This window comes from Pseudanabaena sp. CCNP1317, assembly GCF_034931345.1.
GTDB classification, from domain to species: Bacteria; Cyanobacteriota; Cyanobacteriia; order Pseudanabaenales; family Pseudanabaenaceae; genus Pseudanabaena; species Pseudanabaena galeata.
The window spans coordinates 35,425-60,480 of sequence record NZ_JAYGIF010000099.1 but is presented as its reverse complement, the minus strand read 5'-3'; the positions used below and the strand labels follow the sequence as shown (position 1 = coordinate 60,480).

Sequence of the window (25,056 nt, the reverse complement as noted above, 5' to 3'; positions counted from 1 at the left end):
CATTACTTTTTTGGATTTGGGTTTGAGCGCAAAGCGCTTTAAAAAATAGACTTTACAAATTTGGATTAAATTTGCTAAACTAGATACCCGTCGCCTAAATTAAAATGCGCCAAATTACAGCATAATTAAGAACAATACTTTGCTACCAAAATAAGCATGACTCAAATAATCGTTGGTGAAAATGAAGGGATTGAATCGGCTCTACGTCGATTTAAGAAAAAAATCCAGAAAGCTGGCTTACTAGCAGATATTCGTCGCTGTCAGTATCACGAGACCGCAGGCGAGAAACGTAAGCGTAAAGCTGAAAATGCTAAGCGTAGAGGTCGTTTTCGCCGTCGCGATAGTTAATAAAAAAGGAGTGCAATGCGCTCCTTTTTTATTAATAGCCAACACCTAGCAACTTATTTTCGCGCCGAAATTGACTAGGTAGCATCACATCAGCGCCATTTGCCCAGACCCCTAGCCGATCGCTTTGCGCTTTTGCCTCGATCTCTTCATATCCTTGGCAATCTTTTTCTTGAAGGCGATCATAATGGGCAAGTCCTAACGAAACCATTACTTGGTTAGCATTTTGTCCGCCTGCTAAAACTTCACCGTTGTAACGCCCAAATTTATCTTTTTTAAAAACTTTAACAAAAATCTCTTCATCGTCAAGGATATTTTGCAGCACTTTACGAGCATGTTCTCCTTCAGCTTGGAGTAACTCAGGCGCATCAATACAGGCGAGATGTACTTTAGTTTTGATGCCGCGATCTACCAGAGTGATGTTGTCACCATCAAAAACTCTAACTGCAAAGTTTGTTGCCCATGCAGGTTGAGTAGCGATCGCAAAGTAAACCAAGTTGATAAGCGCGATTAAGATAAACTGCTGAAATTTATTAAAAAAATTGACAAGGGACATTTATTGGCATGACGGAGTAATTAGATCAATCATAAAGGTTCGCTTAGCACGTCTTGATGATTTTGATATAGCCATCCTAAATGGTTTGAGAGAGTGCGCCCCGAAGGGGCGCACTCTCTCAAACCATTTTTAGGTAGCGGCGATCGCAAATTCACCACGACACTTTGCGCCACCGTCAGAAATCGCTAGTTCATGGAGAGTAAACTCATCGCCTAGTTTATTCACTAGTGTTTCTAGTAAATCTCGAATCTCTTCATCTGTATTGACTATAGGGGCAGTGTCAGAAGCGATCGCCTCTAAGAAAATAGGAGAATTGAGACAACTTTGCAAATCTGCGGCTGAAAGCTCGACATCCATCGTCACGCGAATTGGATCAAGTAATCGTAATGCTTCGCCTTTCAGGATTTGAGAAATATTTAGGTGAATAGCTTCAGCGCACAAATCGATATTAGTAATCGCTAAGCCTTGATATTTTGCCCCCACACCAATGACTGTGGCTTTAGGAATATCACCACTTAAGATCTGACGACTTTTGCCAGCGATCGCAATTTCGACAGTTTCGATATGCTCGACCTGCGATCGCAACCATAGTTTAATAATAGGAATTAATACAGAACTAACCACAGACATGAGTTGAACCTATTTAAGGTTTTGGCAGTCAAAACTAATAGCTTAGAAATAAGTTACAGCAATTTCCGTTCAAACGAACCATTAGAATTTTTGTAAAAGTGTTGCTTCGCAACACTTTTACAAAAATTCTAGGTTCGGGTTTGAGCGCAAAGCGATGTAAATCTGCCAATATTGCCTAAATAAGTATAGATGCTCATATGGATGTTCGCCATAGATGTTCAGAGCGGTAAATATAGACATCAGAGAATCACCTCATCATGATCCCGATCTCGTGATTGTGCAAGCTTGCTTGCAGGGTGATCCCCATGGTTTTAAAAAACTGTATCAACGTCATCATCACAAGGTGCGCTCAACGCTCTATCAGCTATGTGGTTCCGATGGGCTTGATGATTTGGTGCAAGATGTGTTTTTGCGAGCATGGAAAGGACTAGCCAAATTTCGACAGTCCGCACAGTTTTCGACATGGCTCTATCGTATTGCTTTCAACGTGGCAAGCGATCGCCGCAAAGCTCTAGCCAAAATGCGATCGCGTAATATCTCTGTCGAAGATGACCAACTGGAAAATCTCGCTGATGATGCGATCGCCCGTGAAAGTGATGGACAACCGAGCCTAACCCAAATGCATTATCAAGACCTGATGCAACGTGGTTTAGCCAAGCTAAGCGAAGATCATCGCGCTGTCCTCGTTCTGCATGATCTTGAGGAGTTACCCCAAAAAGATATCGCCGAAATTTTATCTATTCCTGTTGGCACAGTGAAATCGCGATTGTTTCATGCCCGTAGTGCCATCAAAAAGTTTTTAGAAGCGCAAGGAGTCGAGTTATGAAAAATAAATATTCTCAAGGATTTCCAGAAAATTTTGGAGAAGATTCTAGCGATAGTTCGCATGACTCCTTAGTGTCTTTTCTCAAGCAAAACAAGCCGATCACCCCACCACCCGCACCAAATTTTGAGCAGCAGCTATTTGCCGAAATCCGTAAATATCCACAGCCATCGGCAACATCCTCTAAAGCCCATCTACGCCGTTGGTTACCTTGGACTTTGTTAATTCCCGTCGCGATCGCCACAGGGATAACATTTAACTGGATAACTAATCGCTCACAGTATCAAGTTGCCAATATCCCCAATATCAGCCAAGGCAAACTGATTAGTGAGGATGATCAATTGGCGATCGAGCAGTCATTGATCAATAGTTGGAGTGCTACTGATATCACTGTTTTACAAGCTGCAAATACAGCAACAACCACATCGGACACACAGCTTTTGATGGAGTTGTCTCCCCTTGAGTATGAATAAATCTCACCTTAAATTCTTAGCTTGTCTATTGAATATCAAGTAAATATCGAGAAATATTATGTTTAAGTCAAAAGTCTTTCAATATAGTGCGATCGCTGTAGCTGTAATTGCTACTAGTGGTGCTATTTGGGCTAGTAACGCTAATTTAAAGTCACATGCTCCCGCGCAATCTCAAACTCAGTCACAGATAAATCCTCAACCTAGTGCTGAAAATAAATCGGAACTAGAACCCGATATCTTAGCCCAAGCCCCAAATCGTCCAGATCGTAATGAAAATGTGAATATGCCTTCAGGTAGGATGCTAAAGCAATTAAATTTATCGACTGAGCAGTTACAAAAACTTAAAACCATTCGTGAGCGCGATCTTGTTCGTATCCGTGAGCTTGCACAGCAATCACGTCAGGCTAATAAAGAGTTACGAGATTTACTGGCTGGTTCAGCCAGCAGCGATACGATTCGTACCAAACATGATCAAGTATTAAATCTTCAACAAGAATTACAAAAGCAACATTTTGAGCGGATGTTAGCTATGCGTGAAATCTTGACCCCACAGCAGCGATCGCAACTCCATGACATCTTACAAAAAAATCGCCCAGCCCGTATGAAAGAAGGTGTTAGGGATCGAATCAAAAACCGTCTACAGAAACGGATCGATGATATGGGCGATCGCTCAACCCTATAGTAACGTTAGGAAATAAAACCCAGATAGTGTGAGGCGGCGCGAAGCGCCGCCTCACACTATCTGGGTTTTGATTTGTCCTGATACAGGTGGCTGCTATAAAGCCCCAAAACCTGTGGCGCACGCGCAGCGTGCGCCACAGGTTTGGGCATAACTCCATAACACTGACATCCAAAAAGTATTGCAAAGCTATGCTTTTTGGATGTCAGTGTAAATACCTAACGCGAAGAAATTGTTAAATCCCCTTACCAAATCTAGAACTGCTCTTAAGATGATTTCTAACTCTTACTAAATACTTCTGTTGAGTTTTATAAAGATTCACAAAGAAAGCCTGAACCTCATAAACTTGCATGACTGACTCTTTATCTTCTTACAAACCAGAAACCCAATCACTGCCAATGGCTGAAAACTCTACCAATAGTAAGTCTGAAGTCACAAACCGATTGATAGAGCCAATTGTTTTAATTCGTCGCATCGCCTTTGGGATAGCGATCGCCACTTGGATGGTGATGGCGATCGGTAGTGCTACTCGTGTGATGAATGCAGGCTTGGCTTGTCCCGACTGGCCACTATGCTATGGATCGGTATTACCTGCTGAGCAGATGAACCTCCAAGTATTTTTAGAATGGTTTCATCGCCTTGTTGCTTCCTCTGTGGGTTTTGCCACAATTGTTTTATTTGGGGCAAGCTGGTATTTCCGTAAATCTTTGCCAACATGGTTGCCTTGGGCGACTTCAGGATCATTATCTTTAGTAATTTTTCAGGGGATTTTGGGTGGGCTGACGGTAACACAGTTACTACGATTTGATATTGTCACTGCTCATTTAGGCACTGGATTATTATTTTTCTCTAGCTTGCTAGCGATCGCTACAGCTTTAACTGAGCAAGCAAGTTTTGTTGATGGGTTTCGTTCGCCAACTAAACTTGCTTGGCTTGGCTTATCGGCAGCAATTTTAGTTTATTTGCAAAGTATTCTCGGTGCATTAGTCGCTTCTCAATGGGCATTACATCAATGCTTTGCCACACAGGATATGTGTATTGTTTTGAATGCACACTTGCTTGGCGTGATCCCCGCTACCCTTGCTAGTGTCGCTTTAGTGGTGACTGTCTGGCTATCAAAAGCGATTGCATCTGTATTAAGACTTGTGGCAACGATCGCTGGTTTATTAGTAATTGCTCAAGTAGCGATCGGCTATGCCACTTATAAACTACATCTACAGGTCGAACCACTCACCATTGCTCATCAAGCTACAGGTTCAGCACTGCTAGGAACCCTCGTTTGCTTTGCTGTGTTAGCATTTAGAGCCACCAGACAAGAGCAATCTACAACTCAAGAACAGAATCAAGTGCAACCTGCGATTCGCTAACTGTAATAACTGCGAAATATTTTAGGAGTTAAGCGTAATGCAAGAAACAGCGATCCCAGAAAGTATATTTGTTGAAGCGAATCAGACAACGCAAGCAACTCGTAACTGGCGCAATGTGATTCAGGATTATACAGAATTAACTAAGCCACGCATTATTGTCCTGCTATTAATCACTACCGCAGGAGCAATGTGGATAGCTTCTGAAGGACAGGTAGATGCTTTTTTGATGTTCATTACGGTTTTAGGAGGGGCGATCGCCGCCGCATCGGCGAATGCTATTAACTGTTTATACGATCGCGATATCGATGCCAAAATGGAGCGCACCAGTTGGCGACCACTTCCATCGGGGCGAATTCAGCCTCTTCATGCACTAATTTTTGCGATCGCCTTAGCGATAATTTCCTTCACTTTGCTGACCGTTTATGCCAATCTCCTCGCCGCCTGTCTAGCCATGTCGGGGATCGCCACCTATGTTGGAGTTTATACGATTTGGCTGAAACGTTCTAGTACTCAAAATATCGTCATTGGTGGTGCAGCAGGAGCGATCCCGCCTTTGGTTGGTTGGGCAGCGGTCACTGGTGAACTAAGCTGGGCAGCATGGGTTTTATTTGCAATTATTTTTGTGTGGACTCCTCCTCACTTTTGGGCTTTAGCACTAATGATTCGCGATGAGTACGCCAAAGTGGGTGTGCCGATGTTACCTGTCGTCAAGGGTGCAGAGGTGACAGCCAATCAGATCTTGCTCTATACCCTATTAATAATCCCTGTATCGTTATTACTGGTTTATCCTTGCAATGTCATGGGAATAGTCTATGCAGTGTCAGCCGTTGGACTAGGCGGTGCATTTATTTACAAGGCAACTCAGTTGTTAAAAGAACCGAGCGATCGCACTGTCGCCCGTTCTGTTTTCAAATATTCGATTCTCTATCTGGGTTTACTTTGTGTGGCGATGGGGGTTGATAGTTTGCCAATTGCTCATATTTCGGGAGCCCAAGCGATCGCTTTATTACAAACTACAATCGCAACAATAAACCTATAAAGAGAAGAGGCACTCCGTGCCTCTTCTCTTTATAGATGAACCATGAGAAGTCAAAGCAGCACATTTCAACCAAGCTAAGTACAAAGGTTTATTTCCCCGCCTTCGGCGGGGAAATAAACCTTTGTACTTCTTGTTAAATTGTCGGTCAGGTGATAGTTTTTAAAATTTGATTAGGTCTACAATAGACAAACTTCAATTTAGGCAGAATTTGAGTGAATCCTGATCAATCGCAAATACTAGAAAAAATTCGGCAACAGTTTGATAGTAGCCCCTATCCGCGTATACCTTTAGAACAATCACCCAAGGATAACGCTTATCAGCTATACATCCATAATTTAGTTACTGCTTTTTATCGGCGCGATCGCCAAGTTATTGACACAACAGATAGATTGATCTTAGATGCGGGATGCGGCTCTGGATATAAGTCTTTGATTTTGGCTGAAGCTAATCCCAATGCAAAAATTATTGGTGTGGATATATCGTCAGAGTCAGTGAAACTAGCCGAACAGAGGCTGAAATATCATGGCTTTGATAATGCTGAATTTCATTGCTTATCAATTGAGGATCTGAGTGATCTGGGTTATCAGTTTGACTACATCAACTGCGATGAGACTTTGTATCTGATGCCTGATCCTGCGATCGCCCTAGCAGCAATGAAATCTGTTCTAAAACCTGATGGCATTATTCGCGCAAATTTACATAGTGCTTTACAGAGACTGAGCTTCTACCGAGCGCAGCAAATGTTTACGTTAATGGGGGTGATGGATGGGGAAATTGGAGATCTTGAAATAGAGACAGTAATTGAGACGATGCAAGCTCTGAAAGATAACGTCAATCTCAAAGTACAGACTTGGGATGCTAGTTTTTTGGGGGAAGCTGGCAAAGAGAAGATCTTAACGAATCAGTTATTGCAAGGAGATAAGGGATTTGCGATCGCGGATCTGTTCTCAGCACTAAGAAAGTCTGAGCTAGAGTTTGTGAGTATGGTTAACTGGCGAGACTGGAATCTCAGAGAGCTTTTTAAAGAGTCGGATAACTTGCCCCTAGTTTGGGAAATGAGTTTGCCAGATGCAAGTATTGAAGATCAGTTACGGATGTATGAGCTAATTAATCCAGTCCATCGTCTATTAGATTTTTGGTGTGGTCATTTCAGCCAATCACCTCAGATGACATCCTTTGAAGATTGGAATGAAGATGACTGGTATTCCGCAAGGGTATATCTCCATCCACAGTTACAGACTCAACGATTTAGCGCAGATTTACAAAGCTGTGTGATGCAATGTCGCACAGTTAATTTGAGCCAGCATTTGTCTTTGGTCAAGCCAGTTGTAACCGTCGATAGCTCTATGGCGGCTTGTCTATTGCCTTTGCTCAATTCTCCGCAAACTATTGCCACTTTGAGCGAATATTATGCAAATATCAGACCCGTCAATCCGATCACTTTGCGATCGCAAAATGTAGCTGAAGTATTTCCACTAATACAAAGCACTATTCGCGATTTAGAGAGCCTCGGCTACTTGATGATAGACAAATAGCTTTGCCGAAAATTGTATTCAACTATTGCTAAGTGCTTGTGATCGCCTCTTATAGAAATCTGCTCCAATTATTCTGACAGAATGAAAACCGACAAACTCTTCTATCGCATTTTTCTATCACAACCTGATCTGATTTCAGAACTAGTACCAGATATTCCTGCTAACTGTGAGTTTGACTACAGTGCGCCAGTGGTCAAAGAGACAGAACTCAGGCTAGATGGACTACTCACGCCGATTTCTGGCGACTTGAATTTGCCATTGGTATTTTTGGAAGCGCAAATGCAAAGCGACGATGACTTTTATGGTCGTTTTTTTGCAGGCATATTTCTTTATTTGAGACAGTATAAGGTTGCCAGATCTTGGCGCGGATTGGTGATTTTACGCCGACGCAACCAGAATTTAGGGGCTGAGTCAGCTTATCAGGTCTTGCTAGATACTTGGGTGCATCGACTTTACCTAGAAGATTTGATTGATGAGGTAAATTTAAGCCCAAATTTATCTTTGCTAAGGCTTTTGGTTATTCCAGAACAAGAGATGAGTGCATCGGCTCAGAAGATACTGAGAAATAGCAATACTCCAGCAGAGTTTCGGAGGCGGCTAGACTTGGTAGAGGCTATACTGATAAATAAATTTCCACAGTTGAGTATTGAGGAGGTCAGACTAATGTTAAATCTTAAAGAAGCCGATATAACTCAAACACGCTTTTATCAAGAAGTTTTCCAAATTGGGCGACAGGACGGTCGCCAAGAGGGTCAACAGATTGGGAAACAGATTGGTCGCCAAGAGGGTGAAATTGAAATAGTGTTACGCATTCTTAACCGTCGTTGTGGGCAACTATCGATCGCCCAACAAGCACAAATAAAAGCACTACCAATAACCAATATCGAAAGTCTTGCTGAGGCTTTGCTAGATTTTAAGGGAATGGAAGATCTGGAAATTTGGTTGCGAGAGAATGTTGCGTAGATTGCAAAGCCAGAAGAAGTGCGATCGCAAATTTTGCTAGGATCACGCAAACTAAGTTAGCAGGTCAAAGACATGGTTAACCTTTCATATTCCCAAGACCAGATTTTGCCCACTGCCGAACAACTGCCATGCTCTGACGAGACTCCTGTGGACAATCAACTCCAAAATGATATCCCTAATCTATTGCTTAGTCTCCTTGCAGCGATTTGGGCTGAACGCAACGATTGGTATTTTGGGGTGGATATGGCTGTTTACTATAGTCTCGATGAAGAGGCGATCGTTCCTGATGGTTTTTTGGCGATTGGGGTGCAACGCAACAATGGGACGAGAGGTCGGTTAAGCTATGTAATCTGGGCTGAGAAAGTAACGCCAATATTGGCTCTAGAAGTTATCTCTGAGCGCTATAACAGTGAATATGAAGATAAGCTTGCGGATTATGAGAGTTTGGGAATCTTGTATTATGCGATTTACAATCCATTTAGCGGTAGGCGCGGGCGTTATAAACTTAGACAAAAGTTGGAAATATATAAGCTGGTGAAGGGCAAATATAAGCTAGTCAATGGTGACGGTAATTGGACATGGTTGCCTGAAATTGGCTTAGGTTTGGGCTGTGAGAATGGGGAGTATATTGGCTGGGAGCGCGAGTGGCTCTATTGGTATGATTGTGATGGGGTGAGGTATGCCACTGATGCGGAGATGGCTGTCCAAGAGCGTCAACAAAGGGAGAAACTAGAAGCCTATTTGCGATCGCAGGGCATCGATCCAGATCAAATTTAGGGTTTTGATGTTGAGCACAAGGAACCTCCTATAGCTAATTTTGATCAGGTTCTAGACAAGGACTGGTTGGCTTAATTAGTTTTTATTTGCTCAGCCGATATTGAAAAATAGCATTGCAAGGTATAGCTGGGGTATTATCGTTGGTACAAAACAATATTTTTGATCTAGAGAACATCGGTTACTTGATGACAGATAAGGTTCAAAATTTCTAGTAAGTTAATACTATGCAAACTAATTATCAATTCGGCGATTGCTATCTTGAATATCTATTTGACAACTATCCTGATACTGATGCGAGTATTTTGTCTGAATTAGAAGAAGTGATTGGAAATACTAATTGGGATGATCCTGTTAGTTCATTTGATTGGAATAATTTGGCTGTAATTGATTTAATTAATGCAGATCAAGAAGAAGATTTACAGTTAAAAACAAGCATAGTTGCGGAAGCTAAGGCAAAGTTAGAGAGAGGATTTGCACTTGATCAAAACTTGCATTGTGCTTCTCATTATATTTTGATTCAAAGCATTTTAGGGGAAGATGCAGGAGCAAATAGCCTGACATTGCATACAGTGGTTAACATGCCACAGACTACTGAATATGAGCAAAATGCAGATGTTAGTCTAATTTATTTACCTGCATTGCCTAGGGGGACTCAAGAATTTGAACTAATGTTAAAAGCTGAAAGTGGCTATCAGCAAGCAAATATGTTCTTAGCAGAAGTAATTAGGCGATCGCAATTTATTTTCTATAATTCTTTTGGCACAAGGTTTCTAAAATTAGCAAATCAGATTTTTCATGATAGTTCTGCTATTTGTTTAATGTTGGGAGTGACCCATCTAATGGCAAATCAATCTGAGGGAGTTGCTTATTTGCAGCATGGACGCAAGCTTGCGCCCGAAAACCCAGCAATTTTACAAGGATTATATTTGGCTTATCGTGGCTTTGGCGATCTAGGTAAAGCTAAATATTGGATGGAGCAAGCAAATGCCTTGCGACTAAAGTTAGGTCGTGAAAACGCAAGCTGGCAATGGACTAGTCTGTTAGTGGATGAGACCATGACCTATGTTAGTTTTGATGAAGATGTGGTCATGGCGGTTGAGCCGAACTTTAAGAGTATTGTCACTAGCGTCTTGATTGCTCAAGGAGATTGGTTTGAACGAGAGATTGAGTTTTGGCGAGACAATATTCAGGGAGGAATGACAATCATTGATGTGGGAGCTAATGCTGGAGTGTATGCTTTTAGTGCAGCTAAGAGAGTTGGTGCTACTGGTAGAGTCTTAGCAATAGAACCTTTTTCGGCATGTGTAAATTATTTAAATGAAACCTGTCGAGTTAATCAGTTTGACTGGGTTAATGTTTGTGCAGGAGCTGCTAGCGATCGCATTGGCAAAGCCAAATTGTCAGTGGGTGCGGCTAGTGAGTTAAATGAAGTTGTTGCCGATGATAGTGTCGTATCAGGCAGTTTTGAGGAGGTAGATTGCTTTACATTAGATAGTCTGCTAGACAAATATGATGTGAAGCGGGTTGATTTTCTCAAAATTGATGCAGAAGGTCATGAGTTACAGGTCTTGAAGGGTAGCGATCGCCTGTTACAAGAATTCTCTCCAATTATTTTGTATGAAAATATTGCTGGCGCTCAGGGAAGTAACTTACCCGTAGCGGATTATCTTAGAGAGCATAACTATAAATTATTTCGCTATCAGCCATACTTGAAGAATTTAGTACCAATTGAAATTGGTCATGATTTTCAGGGTAGTTTAAATATTATTGCTGTTCCTCAGTAAAAATGAAGAGTTCCATTAATTAGTTTTGTGAGAGTCAAATATGCCATTACTTATGCCAATTTTAAAGAAGAATGGTTTACTAGAGCGTATTCATGTAACAGTTGGCATTGTTGGCTCTCGTAAAATGGATCAAGATGATGATTATTCAACTCGAGGCTGGGAGTTGTTTTCGCCTAATATGAGCATCTATGGATTTGATGCTGATGCCGATGCTTGTGATGTGGCAAATGCTGATCTTGAAAAAAGACAAATTGAGTGGACTGAGAAACATTTCCCGATTGCATTAGGTAAGGCTGCTGAAGAGAGGACTCTTTATGTTACTAAAGCTCCTATGTGTAGCTCTCTTTATCCACCTAATGAGCCTTACTTGGCTCGTATTGCAGGGCTTACAGAGATAGTTGGTTTAGACTTTAGCTTTGAAATTGATACAATTACTTTAGATCAATTCTGTCAAGAAGAGGATATAAATGAAATTGATTACTTGCAAATTGATGTACAAGGAGCCGATCTTGATGTTTTAAGGGGAGCCACTAACATTCTTAATCGCAGTGTGTTAGGGATACAAATCGAAGTTGAATTTTCACACCTATATGTTGGACAGCCATTGTTCGCTGATGTTGATAGTTTTGCAAGAAAAAATAATTTTACTTTGTTTGATGTACGTCAGTCTTATCGTCATAGAGCTCGATCTCCAATTTGCTCAGAAGCAAGGGGGGGGCAATTACTTTGGGGAGAAGCATATTATTTGCGTGATCTAATTAGTGATGATATCAGCGAACAGTACAAATCACCTGACAACTTACTCAAGCTAGCCTGTATTGCTGATATTCTAGGCTTCCCAGACTATAGTCTCGAAGTTTTGGAGTACCTAACCTTACAATACGGAACTAATACTAATTATAATTGTGCCGATAGCATTATTGAATGTCTTACAAACTTTCCTGATTTAGTAGATCGTGGACTATCTTCACTGCCAATTGTACAAAGTATTAGACAATTTACCACAAAAGATTTTGGTTTCTAGTTCCATTTGATATCAAAGAAAGATTCAAGAAAGCTTCTCTGAATCTTTCTTCTCATTTGTTCAGTAAGGTTTGCAAAATAACATACATATCCATAGCCAGTTTTTGAGGATTCCACAACGGTGCAAGATTAGTAGGATTTTTAGAGTCAATCAGTTTTTGCTTAATCGAATTTCTGAACTCTGGCTCTAAACCATACCTAACAGCCCATGCGATATATTCTTCCCAATTTAGGGCAATACCTGCATCAATACCTAATGCTTGCAAGAACGAATAACCCATCCTAGCAAAGGATTGTTCGCCCACCAGTGTCACTACTGGCAAATTGAACCATAGGACTTCGAGATTATGACTGCCTCCATTGTAGGGGTAGGAATCTAGGAAAACATCCGCGATCGCATAAATACCACGATGTTCTTCTTCAGTCTTATAGCTGGGCAAGAAGATAACTCGTTCGCCATTTACACCAATCTCATCACAGATTTCGTTATAGATATTCCTAAGCACTTCGTGATCGCCATTACCTTTATGCAACAATATCGAATTAGGGACTTGCCGCAAAATGCTAATGCCGGCTCTAGCACTATCTCGATTAAATTTACGTGCTGGAGCCGCATAGAGATAGGCAACTTGCTCGGACGCTATGCCAAGTTTCTCTCTTTCACTGTCTCGATCAATTTCTATAGACTCAAATCCTGATACTGCCATGTGAGCATCGGGCAAACGCAATATCTTTTCTAAATAATATTCATCAACACCTTCGGGATGAGTAAAGCGATCTCCAAGCCAATAGTTTTCTGATGACACAAAAGGAGCATCAAATCCTAGCCAAGATATACAGACAGGCGCTAAGTCGTGACATAGAATATGAGTATTGATAGGAATCGTAGCCGAATCTAGATCAATAATTACATCTAGTTGATCTTGTTCTATATCAAAAATCAATTGACGTAAACGACTATCAAAGCTATTAACTTTACCTTTTAATTCAGGACTGTCATACCAATAGTATTTTTCGGCAATGTGTTCAAATTCTCTAGTTTTCTCATCGGGTTTGATATTACTTGTTGCATATAGATAAATATGCGGCGTAATTTTTGATAGCTCACAAATAACATCAAGACTGCACCAACCGACAGGATGACGGGCAAAGTGTGGAGAAATAAATCCGATTTTTAGAGATTGTTTAACTTCTCTAGACAGAGGATCATAACTCCCCGAGGTTATTTTAGGCTGAATAATTCTATCTCGATATAAATTGCCAACTAGTCTATAGATATTGAAGTTGAGTTGACGCTCATCTCTAATGCTAGAAAGAATAAATAGAAAGCTGGTATAGAGAACTTGGATCTCGATATCCGACAGATGATTACTCTCCAAAACTGTACTTTCTAGATCCGTAAGTTTTAGCTTAGCTATATCTCCTAGACCTGAATGGGCATAGTTACTACAGAAATTGACGAGAGAACGAATTTTGTCGGTTTTATAACAAGTTTCTAAAAATTGATCAGCTATTTGTCTTTTGAGGACAAAATCAAAATACAGATTACTATCGGCATTAGTAAGAATGTCATTATTGAAGTTCCAATAAGCATGACCAGAAGCAGGATTTAACTGCAAAGCTTTTTGGTAACAGAAGGTAGAATCTTCAGTTTGATTTACTCTTGCAAAGGCATGACCTAAGTTGCAATAAACTTGAGCATCATTAGGGTCAATAGCTATTGCAGATTGCAAACAATTGATTGCTTCTTCAATTTCTCCAAATTCTGTCAATGCCGCACCTAATCCACCTAAAGCAATTGCAGATTCAGGATTAATTTCTAGAGCAGATTGATAGGCATTAATAGCCCATTCCCATTCGCCTTGTTTAAAGAAAGCACTTCCCAAAGCTAAGGGAATGTCAATGTCTTCAGAATTAAGCTCAAAAGCTCGATCATAGGCGGCGATCGCCTCATCTAGTTTGTTTTCCCTAGAGAACGCTAAGCCCAAATTATATAGAGCATTGGCATGGCTAGGATCTAGTTCAATCGTGGTTTGGAAAGAAGCGATCGCATCTTCGAGATTTCCCGCTTCCACTTGAGCGATACCCATGTTGTAATAGGCATCAATGTATTCAGGATGTAAGGAAATAGCTGCTTGCCAACAGGCGATCGCAGAGTCCAGTTTACCCTTTTGCGCGAAACGAATTGCGTCTTGGTTCCGTAACTCTGCTTCAGCAATGAACAACTCACGATCGGCAACAGGATCAATCTCAATTTCAGGCTCTTCAGTATCTAGCCAAATTTGCCACATCTGCTCATAAGCAGCTTCCATATCACGGGTAAATTGGCGTGAGTTCCAAAGCGGGGCGGTTTGCCTACCTTGCCGCAATTTGAGAATTACTTGATTACGCAAATCATGGTCAGTTCCCAGCCTAATTCCCCATTCCACATATTCCGCATCAGTCCATGCGATACCTTCATTAATTCCCGCATTGATCATCATCGTATAGCTATTTCGCGCCGAAAATTGCTCTCCAACTCTTGTCACCATGGGTATACCCATCCACAGTGTTTCGAGGGTATGGGTTGCGCCATTGTAGGGATAGGTATCGAGAATTACATCGGCAATGATTAAGTTAGCTCTATGTTCAGCTTCGCTATTCGTAATTGGCAGAAAGCGTAAACGATCTTTGGGCACTCCCTCTGATTCTGCGATCTTATAAAAGAATTCCTTAAGAGAATCCTGATCACCATAGCTCTTAAGCACTAAATAAGCCTTAGGAACTGACTTAATCACTTGCATTTGCAACCGAATTGTATCGGGATGGCGCTTCATACTAGCTTGAGCGCTGAAATAGATGACTGCATCATCGGGAATATCCAATGTATCTCGACGCACCGTGGGAGTAGCCGACTCAAACCCATCAACAGCAATATAGGTCTGGGGTAATCGCCAAATTTTTTCTGGATAATATTCGTCCGCATCCTCAGGCAAAACATAGGGATCGGCAATAAAATAATCGATAGAGTCTTGGCTCAATGAATCCCACCCCAGCCATGTCGCCTGAATAGGTGCAGGCTTAAGTACAGAGATAATTGCAGCACATCCATAGGTGACGCTATCCAAATCTATCAAAATATCAATCCCATCTTTTTGGATTTGAGAGGCAAAAGATGGGTGATTAGGTATTGGGTCTGTGTAGGATTTATGAAATTGACTTATGTACCATTTCCTGAGAGGATCTTCCTTCGCATCTCCCATATATCCATAGATTTCATAATCATCATGATTATGATTTTGCACCAGCCATCTTGCTAGATATCCAACTGAATGTCTTCTCATGCAGCTAGAGAGATATCCAATTCTGAGAGGACGATCAAGTTGACCTAAGCTTTTTCTCAAAGTCAATCTTTTTGTGTATTCTAGGCTTTTGTCTTGATAATCCTGATGAATTTTCTGATTCGCTATTTGGCGAACTTCTCTCATCAAAAGATGTCTTGCACGCGGCTGATCGCTGAAGTAAGGATAATAAAATCCTGTAGTAATTAAATAGCTGACTTCTTCATATTTGATTAAATCTGAATAATCACAATTTACAAGTTCCTTTAAATTCTCTATGTATTCCTGATAGAACTGCTTTGATTCTTGCCAATACAAACAGTTAACAATCAGAGTTCTAGTCATAGATTCACAAGCAATAACCCTATGTATCACATGACTATCTTGAGATGCTTCATACAGTCTTTTTGCAATTTGGATTGCTTTGGGGTTATCTGTAGTTAAACAAAAATCGATCAGGTTTCTTAAAAAAGATCTGTTATTTGGTTCGAGTCTTAAACCCATTTCAAGAATCCGCACAGCCTGATCTTTTTTGTCTTGATTGTTTAGATAAATACTAATTATAGGTAGCTTTTCTGTAATTATTTTCAGATATTGACTATGATAATTACAAAGCTTTTCTATAAAATTTAAGGTAGTTTCATCACAGTCTGTAAAAATCAATATTCTTTCAAGAAAATCTATAAAAAAGCCTTCATCAAGAGCCGTAAATTCTCCAGCTTCTAAAAGATTAACAACATCCAAATCAATTAGACAACTAGAAACATATGCTTCTTTTTTAATGAATAGATTGACAATGGAAATTAAGTTGTAAAAATTATGGGGATTGAGATCACGCAAAATATTACGAATTGGAATAGCAAGATCGTATCTTTTCAGGTCTTTTTGTTTTTCGGCTTCTGCATCTAAAAAGTTGATAAATTGTTCATCGTCACTCTCAAGACTATCAATATCACTTTTGCCTAATGCTTTAAGCCAATTTATTTCTGCTTCTGCAATTTCTCCTAACAAAAACAAACATAAACCTAAATAACAATAATCGGAACTACTACCATTACCAGAATTAATAATTTCCTGAAAAATTATTTGTGCATCCTCATATTCTTGTTTTTCAAAGTGTGAATATGCTAAGTCTTGCAGTTGTTTATTTAATTTAAAGTTCATGATTTGATACCTTACCGCGCTTACTTAAAAATTGTTATATACATAGAATAAAGATGGGTAGAAGATATAAATCAACTACCCATCTCAATATATTTAGTGTAAACCAGTCTAAAAACTAGTTAACAGGAACAAAGCCAGTAGTATCAGCTTGGTTTGCACATACTGGAGCCAAGCTGGTGTTCAATACAAAACCAGCGGTGACACTCGCAGCCGCAGTTGCGCCAGCAATACTAGAAGCACCGCCATTAACTGGAGGAAGTTTGCCTTCACAAAGGGCAGCTAAGGTTGTTGCTTCACCAGAACCCTGAGGGGTTGCCAAATTAACTGCACCTACATAAGCCTTGATACTAGGTTCGCGGGGAACTGCACCACTGTAAGCATTAGCATCAGTACCAGTTGTTCCTCTAGAAGAACCTAATGTTGTGTAAGTGTAGTTTTCTGTAGTTGCGGCAACACCAATTGACAAGTTGGTTAAGCTATCAGCAAAGCGTTGCTTTTCTAGGTAGTAGGCTTGTTGAGCACGGTTTGCAGAACCAACATAGGTCTTAGCTTCAGACTGACGAGCTTTTGCAGCTTGATTAAGGAAAGAAGGAAGTGCGATCGCAGCAAGAATACCGATGATGATGATAACAACGAGAAGTTCGATCAGGGTGAAGCCCTTTTCGCCATTCTTCTTGTTGAGCATGTGTTGGATGAGCTTAGTCTTGAATTCAGATTTCATAATTCTTTAATCCCGTGTATGTCAAGAAAGTTAACTTGTTGGGTTGTTGTGAAAGTAACTTACCCACAAAAAAACAGGATGATATCACTCTGACTAAAAATATTTTTGGCTGCGTAACATCTGTTAAAGCCAACTCGCTATTACTGCAAAGAAAATCCCGTAGGGCAAACCATTGTCTGAGCTATAGGATTCAAAGCCCCAGGAGGGATAGGACTAATATTTGGTGTATTCGCAAGGCAAAAAATAGTGTCAATCCGCACTATCCCCGGAATACCGACCACACCAACAAGTGACTTGAGGTATGGAGACGTAGGCACTGCCACATTAGTAATTAGCTGCTTGGGTTGCTGAGGCGTAAAGTTTCCATCCACACTACCCGCCAAAGCACTGTAAGTATAGGAAGAAGAAGCAGTATCTACCCCTAGCCCCAAGTCACCAATATTACTGGTAAATGTCCTTCTCTCTAAGTAATATGCTTGCTGTAATCGGCTCATGGTTCCGATATAAGCCTTTGCCTCGGCAAATCTTGCCTTGTCAGCTTGACTCAAAAATGAGGGTAGCGCGATCGCCGCCAGCAAACCAATAATGATGATTACCACCAATAACTCAATCAGTGTAAAACCTTGGTCTTTCTCGTTATGGTTTTGGACGAAACAGCGATCGCGTAACCATAAACTGACAATACATTCCAATTCCAAATTATTAAAGTTCACTTTCCCGCACCTACAGATAACTTTTACCCCTTGCCCTATAGATCAAGTTACCCATTTTTTCGAGATTTAAACCTCTCCAAAATATTCCAAAACATTAAGGATTCTCGTTTTTAGATCGATCGCATCTCAAGCATTACAAAACACATTAGGAATGAAAATTAATTAACTTGTGCAATTAAAACCAAAATTTGTTGTGGCGGGCTTCGCCCGCCACAACAAATTTTGGTTTTAATTAATTTTCATTCCTTAGTCTTGAGACAAGTCCTGACTATCCAAGAAAATTTACGTCTTCATAGATAGCCGCGATCGCACATTCAAAATCAATACTCGCAAGCTGCACCAAGTCACCATCTCCATAGGATGTTAATTCCCACTTACCGCGCTCATTGAGGCGAAAGGCTTCGACACCAATTTGTTCTGAGCTAACCAACACGTATTCACATAAGCTGGTTAACTGACGATAACGGGCAAATTTACCTCCTCGGTTGTAGGCTTCGGTACTAGGTGACAACACCTCAATGATTAGGGTTGGGTAAAACACAGCTTTGGCTAAACTGCGATCGCGATCGTCGCAAGTCACTAATAGATCAGGATAGAAAAACTCACCGTTCTTAGAAATTCCCACCTTCGCGTCCGAACCTAATACCCGACAATTACGTCCCCTAACATGTGGACGTAATAAAGAAATCAAATTAGCTGCGATCGCACTATGGTCAATTGTCCCACCCGCCATCGCAAATACATCACCATTGATGTACTCATATCTGACTTCTTGCTTTGCTTCCCATTCAAAATATTCATCAACCGAAATTTTGGGATTATTTGGAACAGCAATCATGATTTCGTCCTCAAAATATTATTAATTCTTAGATCAATCGAGATCGCATCTCGCGCATTACAAAACACATTAGTCTTGAGCCGCGAATCATTACATAGCCCAATCACTAAAACATTAATATGCTCAATATATGCAGCATTCAGCGCCGCCTTGCCCTCCTCATACACAAGCGGAATACCTGGTTGAATGATGGCGAGATTTTGAAAAAATTGGTTAGTACTAGCAAAACAGCGATCTATGTATTGACTTAGCAGGTCGAAATCCACCTCAGTTTTACCTTGAATATCGCCTAGGGTATAAGCAATCATGTCAATTGGGGTGCGATCGCTAACAAATGGTGTTGCGGAATTTTGCCAAACCTGCTCGGCAGCATCCAAAACATGATTCTGCACAAACAGCCTTGTTTGAAAGTCCATTGGTTCCGCAGGATCTAAGCCAAGCTGGGCAAAAACTTGGCTGGTCGTAGTGCGGACAAAGGGGATATTTAAATGAGATGAGATGGCGATCGCTAATGTTGTTTTGCCTGTACGATGTGCGCCACAAAGTCCCAAATTGCCTGCAAGTTTAAACATCGTCTGGATCGATACCTAAAGCTCGTAAACGCTCAGCAAGACGATTAGCACGTAGACTTTCCTGCTCGGCGCGTAGACTTTCCTGCTCGGCGCGTAGGCTTTCCTGCTCAGCACGTAGACTTTCCTGCTCGGCACGTAGGCTTTCCTGCTCGGCGCGTAGACTTTCCTGCTCAGCGCGTTGCTGTTGAGTTTCAGCGCGTCTACGCTCTTGGGCGGTGCGTTGCTGTTCTTGCCAGACTTGGATTTCTGATTGCTGTAAACGTTGACTTAGTTCCACAGGCGACAAAAATCTTTGACCATCGGGACGCAAGATAATTAAGCTCTGTCCGATCGCCCAATCAAATCTAATTCCTAACAATGGGCTGACCCAATTGAGCATTGATGGAATTTGGACTAGGCGATCGCCAACTCGCTGCCAGCCTTCTAAGATCAAATCATCGGGATCGTAAATGTAATATTCCTGAACCCCATAGGTTTGATAAAAGTCAAACTTATCTTCAAGGGAATCTTGCCCACGCCGATCTTTATTACTGGGTGACAGGATTTCAAAAACGACCTGTGGCGCAATATTATCCTCTAGCCATTGTTTATAAGAGCCTCTGCGACCTTTGGGACGACCGAGAGCCACCATTACATCAGGGGCAACTCGTTTTTGAGTACGGCGCACAGGATACCAAAGCAAATCTCCTGCCACAAATACATTGGGGTCATCGGCATACATGATCTCTAAATTTTCTTTGATGATCACAATCCAGCGATATTGTTCGGTATTGTCAGCCATAGGATTGCCGTCACTGTCAGGATAATCGATCTCTGGAGCGATCGTTTCTTCAGTTGTTAGAGGTTGCAGAGTCATGGATTTACCCTCACCGAAACCTGTGCATGATTTATCCATTAAAACATAATCTCCCAAGCTCAGAAAGGCAGCGCAAGGCACGCCAGCAATTCTCATTATGAAACCGATTTTGGTATTTCCAGCGCCGAAGGCGCTGGAAATACCAAAATCGGTTTTTAGAAATCCCGCCGTTGGCGGGCTTTCCAAAAACCGATTTTTATAATGAGAATTGCTGAAAGCACGCCTTCATTGATTTTGATTTTTCCTATGAACTGGTAAAAGCATAATTGCTAATATCATGCCGATTTGATTCACATAATATTCTTGAGAATCAATAAAAACTCGGTTATCCTTCAAGGTTAGAAATTTCCAGACTGTTCCCGTAGAGACAACACCATAGATCTCTTCATAGTCCTGACCTTCTTGTTGATTAAAGATTTGAGCAGCAACCATTTCAGCAATACATTGCCCTAGTCCATTTTTGATATTTTCATTTTTTGCTTCCACGATCGCCATAATTGGTGCTCGAATAAAATACTGTTCTTTCGAGAAACTAATCAAATAATCACAATAGCCAGCTAAACCTTTTTCCTTATCAACATTAAATTCTGTACCAGAAAAGAGGCTGATTTGATAATTAGCTAAACGCCTCAACTCAGCAAGGATTGGCGCAATCAAAAATTCAGAACGTGATTTTTCTGTATTAATTGCTGTTGCTAGGGGTAAATATTCTGTGAGAGTTTGTTGCAAGTAGTCTGAAGGAGTAACACTTTCTAAAATTCCAAATAAATTACAATCTTCTTCGAGAATTAAATTAAAGGTATTTTGAACCTTCTCAAGTGTAGTAAAGTCACTGTAGGACATGATTTCAGCTCCTTTTGTTGTTAATCCAATGCGTAGAGTCGCGACTCTCTAGAGCGCAACTTTACGGGTTGGGAGTTAGATTCCAAAAACTCTCTTAGCTCGAGACAGATAAGATCGGCGATCGGCTAACCCATTTGTGCCGCCGTTGATGATACGGGTAACAGTAAGGACATCATCGCGATCGGCATGATTATTAAGTTTGCGAGTATCCCAAAACCAACCTGCGCTTAGACAGGCTAGATCGAAATCCGCTAAACGTTGGGGATTACTAATCAAATCCACACCCAATGCTCGACCACACTCAAGATAGTTGGCTCTTCCCGTAACTTGAATCAAGCCACGCCCCTTAAACCTCACACCGTCGCCAGCCTGAGTATTACCAAGATCTCTTCTTCCTTCGTAGGCTGCACCAGAGGCATATTCCTCGTTAGTGTTAAATCCATCGCTTTCATGTCCCAATTGAGCGAGGAAATGCGCTTTACGCAGAGGAGTCGTGATTGCGTAACGCTGCATTGTGTTATTCAAGTGAGGCAGTAGCTTCTCAAGGCGATCGCGTCGGGCATAGGGGGCGATCGCACTCAGTTGTGCTTGAGTAATCAAACCAGAAGTTGTAGCTAGACTAGTTGCGGTAGATCGGGGATATAAACCCTCATAAGGCTCTTGATCGAGACGACGTGGGGGCAGATTATTGAGAATCCGAATCGTGCTATCAACTAGTACATCCTTGGGGTTGAAATCATCTTTAAGTCCAGTAATCAATTGATCTAAGCGCCGCGCCGCTAATTTGCGATGCTCAGTCAGATTCGGTGCTTGGTAAAGTCCTTCATAGGGTTTTCGTAGGATGGGGCGCAAAGTTAAGCCACTCATCACCCTAATCAAGTCATCAATGCGACCATCAGCACTATTATGTTTTGGATCGGTGATCCTACCGATCGCTGCTACTAAAGTCTGAGCTGCTTGTTTGCGCCATGTTGCCAAATCCGCCGCAGGGAAAAGTCCCGCATAGGGCGATCGCCCCGTTGGACGTGCGGGTAAATTACGTAAAAAACGGATCAAATCATCGATCGCCCCATCAAAAACGCTCCCTTCAACATCGGGAATCTTTGGCACGGAAGATTGAAGAGTTAACGCCGCCCGACTGCGCCATGTTGGTAAATCAGCCGCAGGCAAAATACCTGCATAGGGCTGTCGAGTTTCTGGACGTGCGGGTAAGTTGTTTAACACGCGCACTAGATCATCCACCAGCCCATCTTTATCATTGATCGTGCTGCCGACAATTTTGGGAACTAAAAAAGCAAGGGTTGCGGCTGCTTGCGATCGCCAAATCTCAACTTGTTTCATTGCCTTGATCGGGTAATTTCCACTTTGCGTAATACCATCATCTTACGAAACGCCCAAAAATCAATTTGACGAAGAAGGGATAGCGGAAAAAGATTTTGCCTAATCCACTGACAATCCATTGGCGTAAACTAATGATCGCCACAGGCAAATATGGCTCCACCAAAGACTCAAGGGTAACGATGAAGCTATTTGCCCTTGCTTCGATAGGTATGGCAACTCTGATCGTAATCCAACAAAAAATTAAAATGATAACTACCGCGATCGCCACCAGCCGAAAAACTTGACTTTCTAGAAGACCGAGTAAATTTGTGAAAAATTTCTGGCTGGATTTTGGTAGCGATGGCAAGGTCAGATTTAGTTTGGAATAAATCCACCAAATCATTAAGACCACAATCGGAGCAGCGCTCGCCATCGCCCAACATTGATTAGATAAATAAGCAGTTAAATCGGCTGAGAAACTAAATCTTTTCCCCAGATTTTGCAACGGATCACACCATGTGATTGTCGTTGTAAAAGATACAGTGGCGATCGCAAATGGTCGTAATTTTTGCTCAACATAATCAGAGATCGCTGTCAAAAGTTGCCGCGAAATTTGACCAACCACAAAACTATGAGTTGTTAAAATGCGATCGGCGCGAGGATGATACAAGATATCCTCACAAACCTTTTGACTAAGATCGCCATCTATATGTATCAAAGTTCGCAATATGGGTGAATCTGTCTCTGTTGTAGACAAATTACCCAAACTACCAATTTTATCTGTGTAATAAGTCCAAATGGCGATCGCCCCTTGTCGTTTGGCTGCCATTCCCACACTAGAGGCTAATACTTTCAGTAAGTCTCGACTATTAACTCTATAAATAATCTCATTAGCATTGGCTAAATCCTGAGTATCCAGATAAATCTGGTCTATAACAGTGGGATTTAGCCACAAACTGATTTCGTCATCAATAATAGCCAACCAATCAGGCGTAGCCACCATAATTATAAGTTACCCAAATTTGCAAGGTTGCGCCACTTCGGGACACAACCTTGCGAACCCAAAATTGTAAAGTTGCGCCACTTCGGGACACAACCTTGCGAACCCAAATTGGTAAAGTTGCGTCTCTACGAAGCACAACCTTGCAAACCCAAATTGATAAAGTTGCGCCCCTGTGGGGCGCAACTTTATCAATTTGGGTTCGCAATTAATTACGTTCATAATTATTTTGCCCGAAACTGCATCAAGTCTTTGACTAGATTTACGCAAGTGAGGATCAATCCTGACCATTGTTTCTCAGCATTTTCGACCGCTTGATGATGCAAATCAAAAACTAACTTTGCCATCTTGGGATCAATTTTGCTTCTAGCTGGCACAAACAAATCATCCAAAAATCGATTGGTCAAATCACCATCAAGTTCAAATCGAGTCTGAGCATAGACACGTTCACCATTCAAAATTGATTGTTCAAGCTCCCATAACTTTCGGAAGTAACGAATCATCGGCGCATCAGGAATTATTCGTCCTTCGGCATCCTTAGTAATATCTAATTGCAATACCTTGTCCGCTAGTTCCTCATAATAAGCTTGTTCAATCTCAAATTGTTCCTTTTGCCTAGGCTCAGTCAAATTTTGACGATTGTTAAAAGATCGCTCTGCTCGTTTATAAATTTCTAAATCACGGTTGTATCGATCAAGCTCATTCTGAGAAGCTACCGATCCTTGCTTTTGAAGTTCTTTACTACGGTCAAGGAGAGATCTTCTGATGTCTTGCAGCCCCTCCTCTGTTTTGTACATGATGTTTTCAAGCAGATCAGAGTAAAACTGTCTTGCGTCAAATCTGGTGATTGGAATGTGGCTAACAATCATGGTGTTGACTTCCAGCACCGTAATTTCTTCTAAAACATCTTTGATCGTTTCTCGAAATTTATTAAGGGTAGTACTTTCACCAGCACCATCTTTTTTAGTCGGTATTGAGGGCTGAGTATTGTTAGCAAGTTTTACACGCCCCGATTTAATGCGAGTCGGTGCATTTTCGGCATTAACTTTGTTGTTTGTAGCCTGATCTTGCATACAGATTCCCTTCGCGACAGGTCAAATAAATTAGACAGGACTAGACTCGACTGAGAAAGCGATCGCTACTGAAATCAACAGCATCTTCTGTCTCTGGCTCACTTTCACTAGTTAACAAACCTGTTAACTTTTGTCCAATATCGACGAGAGTTTTAAGATTATTAGCGATCGTTTCTGCACCCTTCTCCACTTGTACTTCATGGAAGCCCCGTAACTCTGCATAGGGCGAACCTTGCAAAAAGTCTGCTCCTAACTCATTTTCGATGTCACCATCAATCAGATTAATCGTTGTCCTCAAGCGATTACCCGCTCTATGGGTAGTATCACCTTCATGGGCTACCCAAGTCACAATTTCTAACTGCACAAGGTCAGAAAATATCTCTACCAAAGCATCACCGAAGTTTTTGTTTTCTTTGAGCTTGCTTTGAAAACGTACTGAAGCTGTAGCTGTGACTGATACCGAAGAACTTGCATACGTCATAACTGATACCTAATAAGAATTTGAATAATTTCTGAGTCAAGTCAAATAGCTAGCTAAAATCTCAATCACTTAACAATAAACTTTATTCACAATAGAGGTCTTTATAAATCGACATTTATAAAAAGTTATAAATATTCTATAATTTTTTTATAAATGTTTTA

At 41.2% G+C, this 25,056-nt stretch carries 24 protein-coding genes; 11 read left to right on the top strand and 13 right to left on the bottom strand.

The genetic code is table 11. From position 1 onward, the window contains the following. The first annotated feature begins 156 nt into the window (after positions 1-156). Complete coding sequence (gene rpsU, locus VB775_RS17635) at positions 157-348, top strand: 30S ribosomal protein S21 (protein WP_094532977.1); 192 nt, start codon at positions 157-159, stop codon at positions 346-348. 31 nt (positions 349-379) lie between these two features. On the opposite strand, the gene VB775_RS17630 is transcribed toward rpsU, so the two are convergent. Both VB775_RS17630 and VB775_RS17625 read right to left on the bottom strand, forming a co-directional pair. Beyond that, positions 380-901, bottom strand: coding sequence for a thermonuclease family protein (locus tag VB775_RS17630; RefSeq protein WP_281005976.1), 522 nt, complete (start codon positions 899-901; stop codon positions 380-382). 129 nt (positions 902-1,030) lie between these two features. After that, complete coding sequence (locus tag VB775_RS17625) at positions 1,031-1,531, bottom strand: DUF2993 domain-containing protein (RefSeq protein ID WP_281005977.1); 501 nt, start codon at positions 1,529-1,531, stop codon at positions 1,031-1,033. A gap of 214 nt (positions 1,532-1,745) precedes the next feature. On the opposite strand from VB775_RS17625, the gene VB775_RS17620 reads away from it, so the two are divergent. From VB775_RS17620 to VB775_RS17575, 10 genes are all read left to right on the top strand, one after another. Continuing rightward, positions 1,746-2,357 carry a sigma-70 family RNA polymerase sigma factor gene (locus VB775_RS17620; RefSeq protein ID WP_281005978.1) on the top strand — a complete coding sequence of 204 codons (612 nt, stop codon included), beginning with the start codon at positions 1,746-1,748 and terminating at the stop codon, positions 2,355-2,357. Then, positions 2,354-2,827, top strand: a complete 474-nt coding sequence (locus VB775_RS17615) for a hypothetical protein (protein ID WP_281005979.1) — start codon at positions 2,354-2,356, stop codon at positions 2,825-2,827. The genes VB775_RS17620 and VB775_RS17615 overlap by 4 nt, the downstream gene beginning before the upstream one ends. A gap of 58 nt (positions 2,828-2,885) precedes the next feature. Then, positions 2,886-3,509, top strand: a complete 624-nt coding sequence (locus VB775_RS17610; RefSeq protein ID WP_281005980.1) for a Spy/CpxP family protein refolding chaperone — start codon at positions 2,886-2,888, stop codon at positions 3,507-3,509. A gap of 347 nt (positions 3,510-3,856) precedes the next feature. Then, positions 3,857-4,873, top strand: coding sequence for a COX15/CtaA family protein (locus tag VB775_RS17605; protein WP_281005981.1), 1,017 nt, complete (start codon positions 3,857-3,859; stop codon positions 4,871-4,873). 37 nt (positions 4,874-4,910) lie between these two features. Next, positions 4,911-5,912, top strand: coding sequence for a heme o synthase (locus VB775_RS17600; protein WP_281005982.1), 1,002 nt, complete (start codon positions 4,911-4,913; stop codon positions 5,910-5,912). A 212-nt stretch (positions 5,913-6,124) separates the two neighbouring features. Then, positions 6,125-7,447 (top strand): methyltransferase domain-containing protein, encoded by a 1,323-nt coding sequence (locus VB775_RS17595; RefSeq protein WP_281005983.1) that lies wholly within the window; start codon positions 6,125-6,127, stop codon positions 7,445-7,447. Between the two features lie 81 nt (positions 7,448-7,528). After that, positions 7,529-8,410, top strand: a complete 882-nt coding sequence (locus tag VB775_RS17590; RefSeq protein WP_281005984.1) for a DUF2887 domain-containing protein — start codon at positions 7,529-7,531, stop codon at positions 8,408-8,410. A 72-nt stretch (positions 8,411-8,482) separates the two neighbouring features. After that, positions 8,483-9,187: a Uma2 family endonuclease gene (locus VB775_RS17585; protein ID WP_281005985.1), complete on the top strand. Its 705-nt coding sequence runs from the start codon at positions 8,483-8,485 to the stop codon at positions 9,185-9,187. 224 nt (positions 9,188-9,411) lie between these two features. Next, positions 9,412-10,971, top strand: coding sequence for an FkbM family methyltransferase (locus VB775_RS17580; protein WP_323216894.1), 1,560 nt, complete (start codon positions 9,412-9,414; stop codon positions 10,969-10,971). Positions 10,972-11,011: 40 nt separating this feature from the next. Further along, a complete protein-coding gene (locus VB775_RS17575; protein WP_281005987.1) occupies positions 11,012-11,995 on the top strand; it encodes an FkbM family methyltransferase in 984 nt (327 codons plus the stop codon). 52 nt (positions 11,996-12,047) lie between these two features. On the opposite strand, the gene VB775_RS17570 is transcribed toward VB775_RS17575, so the two are convergent. From VB775_RS17570 to VB775_RS17520, 11 genes are all read right to left on the bottom strand, one after another. Then, entirely contained in the window at positions 12,048-16,478 is a 4,431-nt protein-coding gene (locus tag VB775_RS17570; RefSeq protein WP_281005988.1) for a tetratricopeptide repeat protein, read from the bottom strand. Positions 16,479-16,593: 115 nt separating this feature from the next. Continuing rightward, complete coding sequence (locus VB775_RS17565) at positions 16,594-17,199, bottom strand: type IV pilin-like G/H family protein (protein ID WP_281005989.1); 606 nt, start codon at positions 17,197-17,199, stop codon at positions 16,594-16,596. Between the two features lie 140 nt (positions 17,200-17,339). After that, complete coding sequence (locus tag VB775_RS17560; RefSeq protein ID WP_281005990.1) at positions 17,340-17,912, bottom strand: type IV pilin-like G/H family protein; 573 nt, start codon at positions 17,910-17,912, stop codon at positions 17,340-17,342. A 268-nt stretch (positions 17,913-18,180) separates the two neighbouring features. Further along, positions 18,181-18,750, bottom strand: coding sequence for a Uma2 family endonuclease (locus tag VB775_RS17555; RefSeq protein WP_281005991.1), 570 nt, complete (start codon positions 18,748-18,750; stop codon positions 18,181-18,183). After that, positions 18,747-19,322 carry an AAA family ATPase gene (locus VB775_RS17550; protein ID WP_281005992.1) on the bottom strand — a complete coding sequence of 192 codons (576 nt, stop codon included), beginning with the start codon at positions 19,320-19,322 and terminating at the stop codon, positions 18,747-18,749. Before VB775_RS17550 ends, VB775_RS17555 begins: the two co-directional genes overlap by 4 nt. Beyond that, a complete protein-coding gene (locus tag VB775_RS17545; RefSeq protein WP_281005993.1) occupies positions 19,315-20,178 on the bottom strand; it encodes a Uma2 family endonuclease in 864 nt (287 codons plus the stop codon). Before VB775_RS17545 ends, VB775_RS17550 begins: the two co-directional genes overlap by 8 nt. Positions 20,179-20,403: 225 nt before the next feature. Beyond that, positions 20,404-21,021, bottom strand: coding sequence for a hypothetical protein (locus tag VB775_RS17540; RefSeq protein ID WP_281005994.1), 618 nt, complete (start codon positions 21,019-21,021; stop codon positions 20,404-20,406). A gap of 75 nt (positions 21,022-21,096) precedes the next feature. Further along, positions 21,097-22,362 (bottom strand): glycoside hydrolase family 19 protein, encoded by a 1,266-nt coding sequence (locus VB775_RS17535; protein ID WP_281005995.1) that lies wholly within the window; start codon positions 22,360-22,362, stop codon positions 21,097-21,099. A 37-nt stretch (positions 22,363-22,399) separates the two neighbouring features. Then, the gene (locus tag VB775_RS17530) at positions 22,400-23,344 is read right to left on the bottom strand and encodes a hypothetical protein (protein ID WP_281005996.1); all 945 of its coding nucleotides are present in this window, start codon (positions 23,342-23,344) and stop codon (positions 22,400-22,402) included. Positions 23,345-23,565: 221 nt separating this feature from the next. Then, positions 23,566-24,414 carry a hypothetical protein gene (locus VB775_RS17525; protein WP_281005997.1) on the bottom strand — a complete coding sequence of 283 codons (849 nt, stop codon included), beginning with the start codon at positions 24,412-24,414 and terminating at the stop codon, positions 23,566-23,568. A gap of 40 nt (positions 24,415-24,454) precedes the next feature. After that, positions 24,455-24,895, bottom strand: a complete 441-nt coding sequence (locus VB775_RS17520; RefSeq protein WP_281005998.1) for a hypothetical protein — start codon at positions 24,893-24,895, stop codon at positions 24,455-24,457. Positions 24,896-25,056 lie beyond the last annotated feature (161 nt).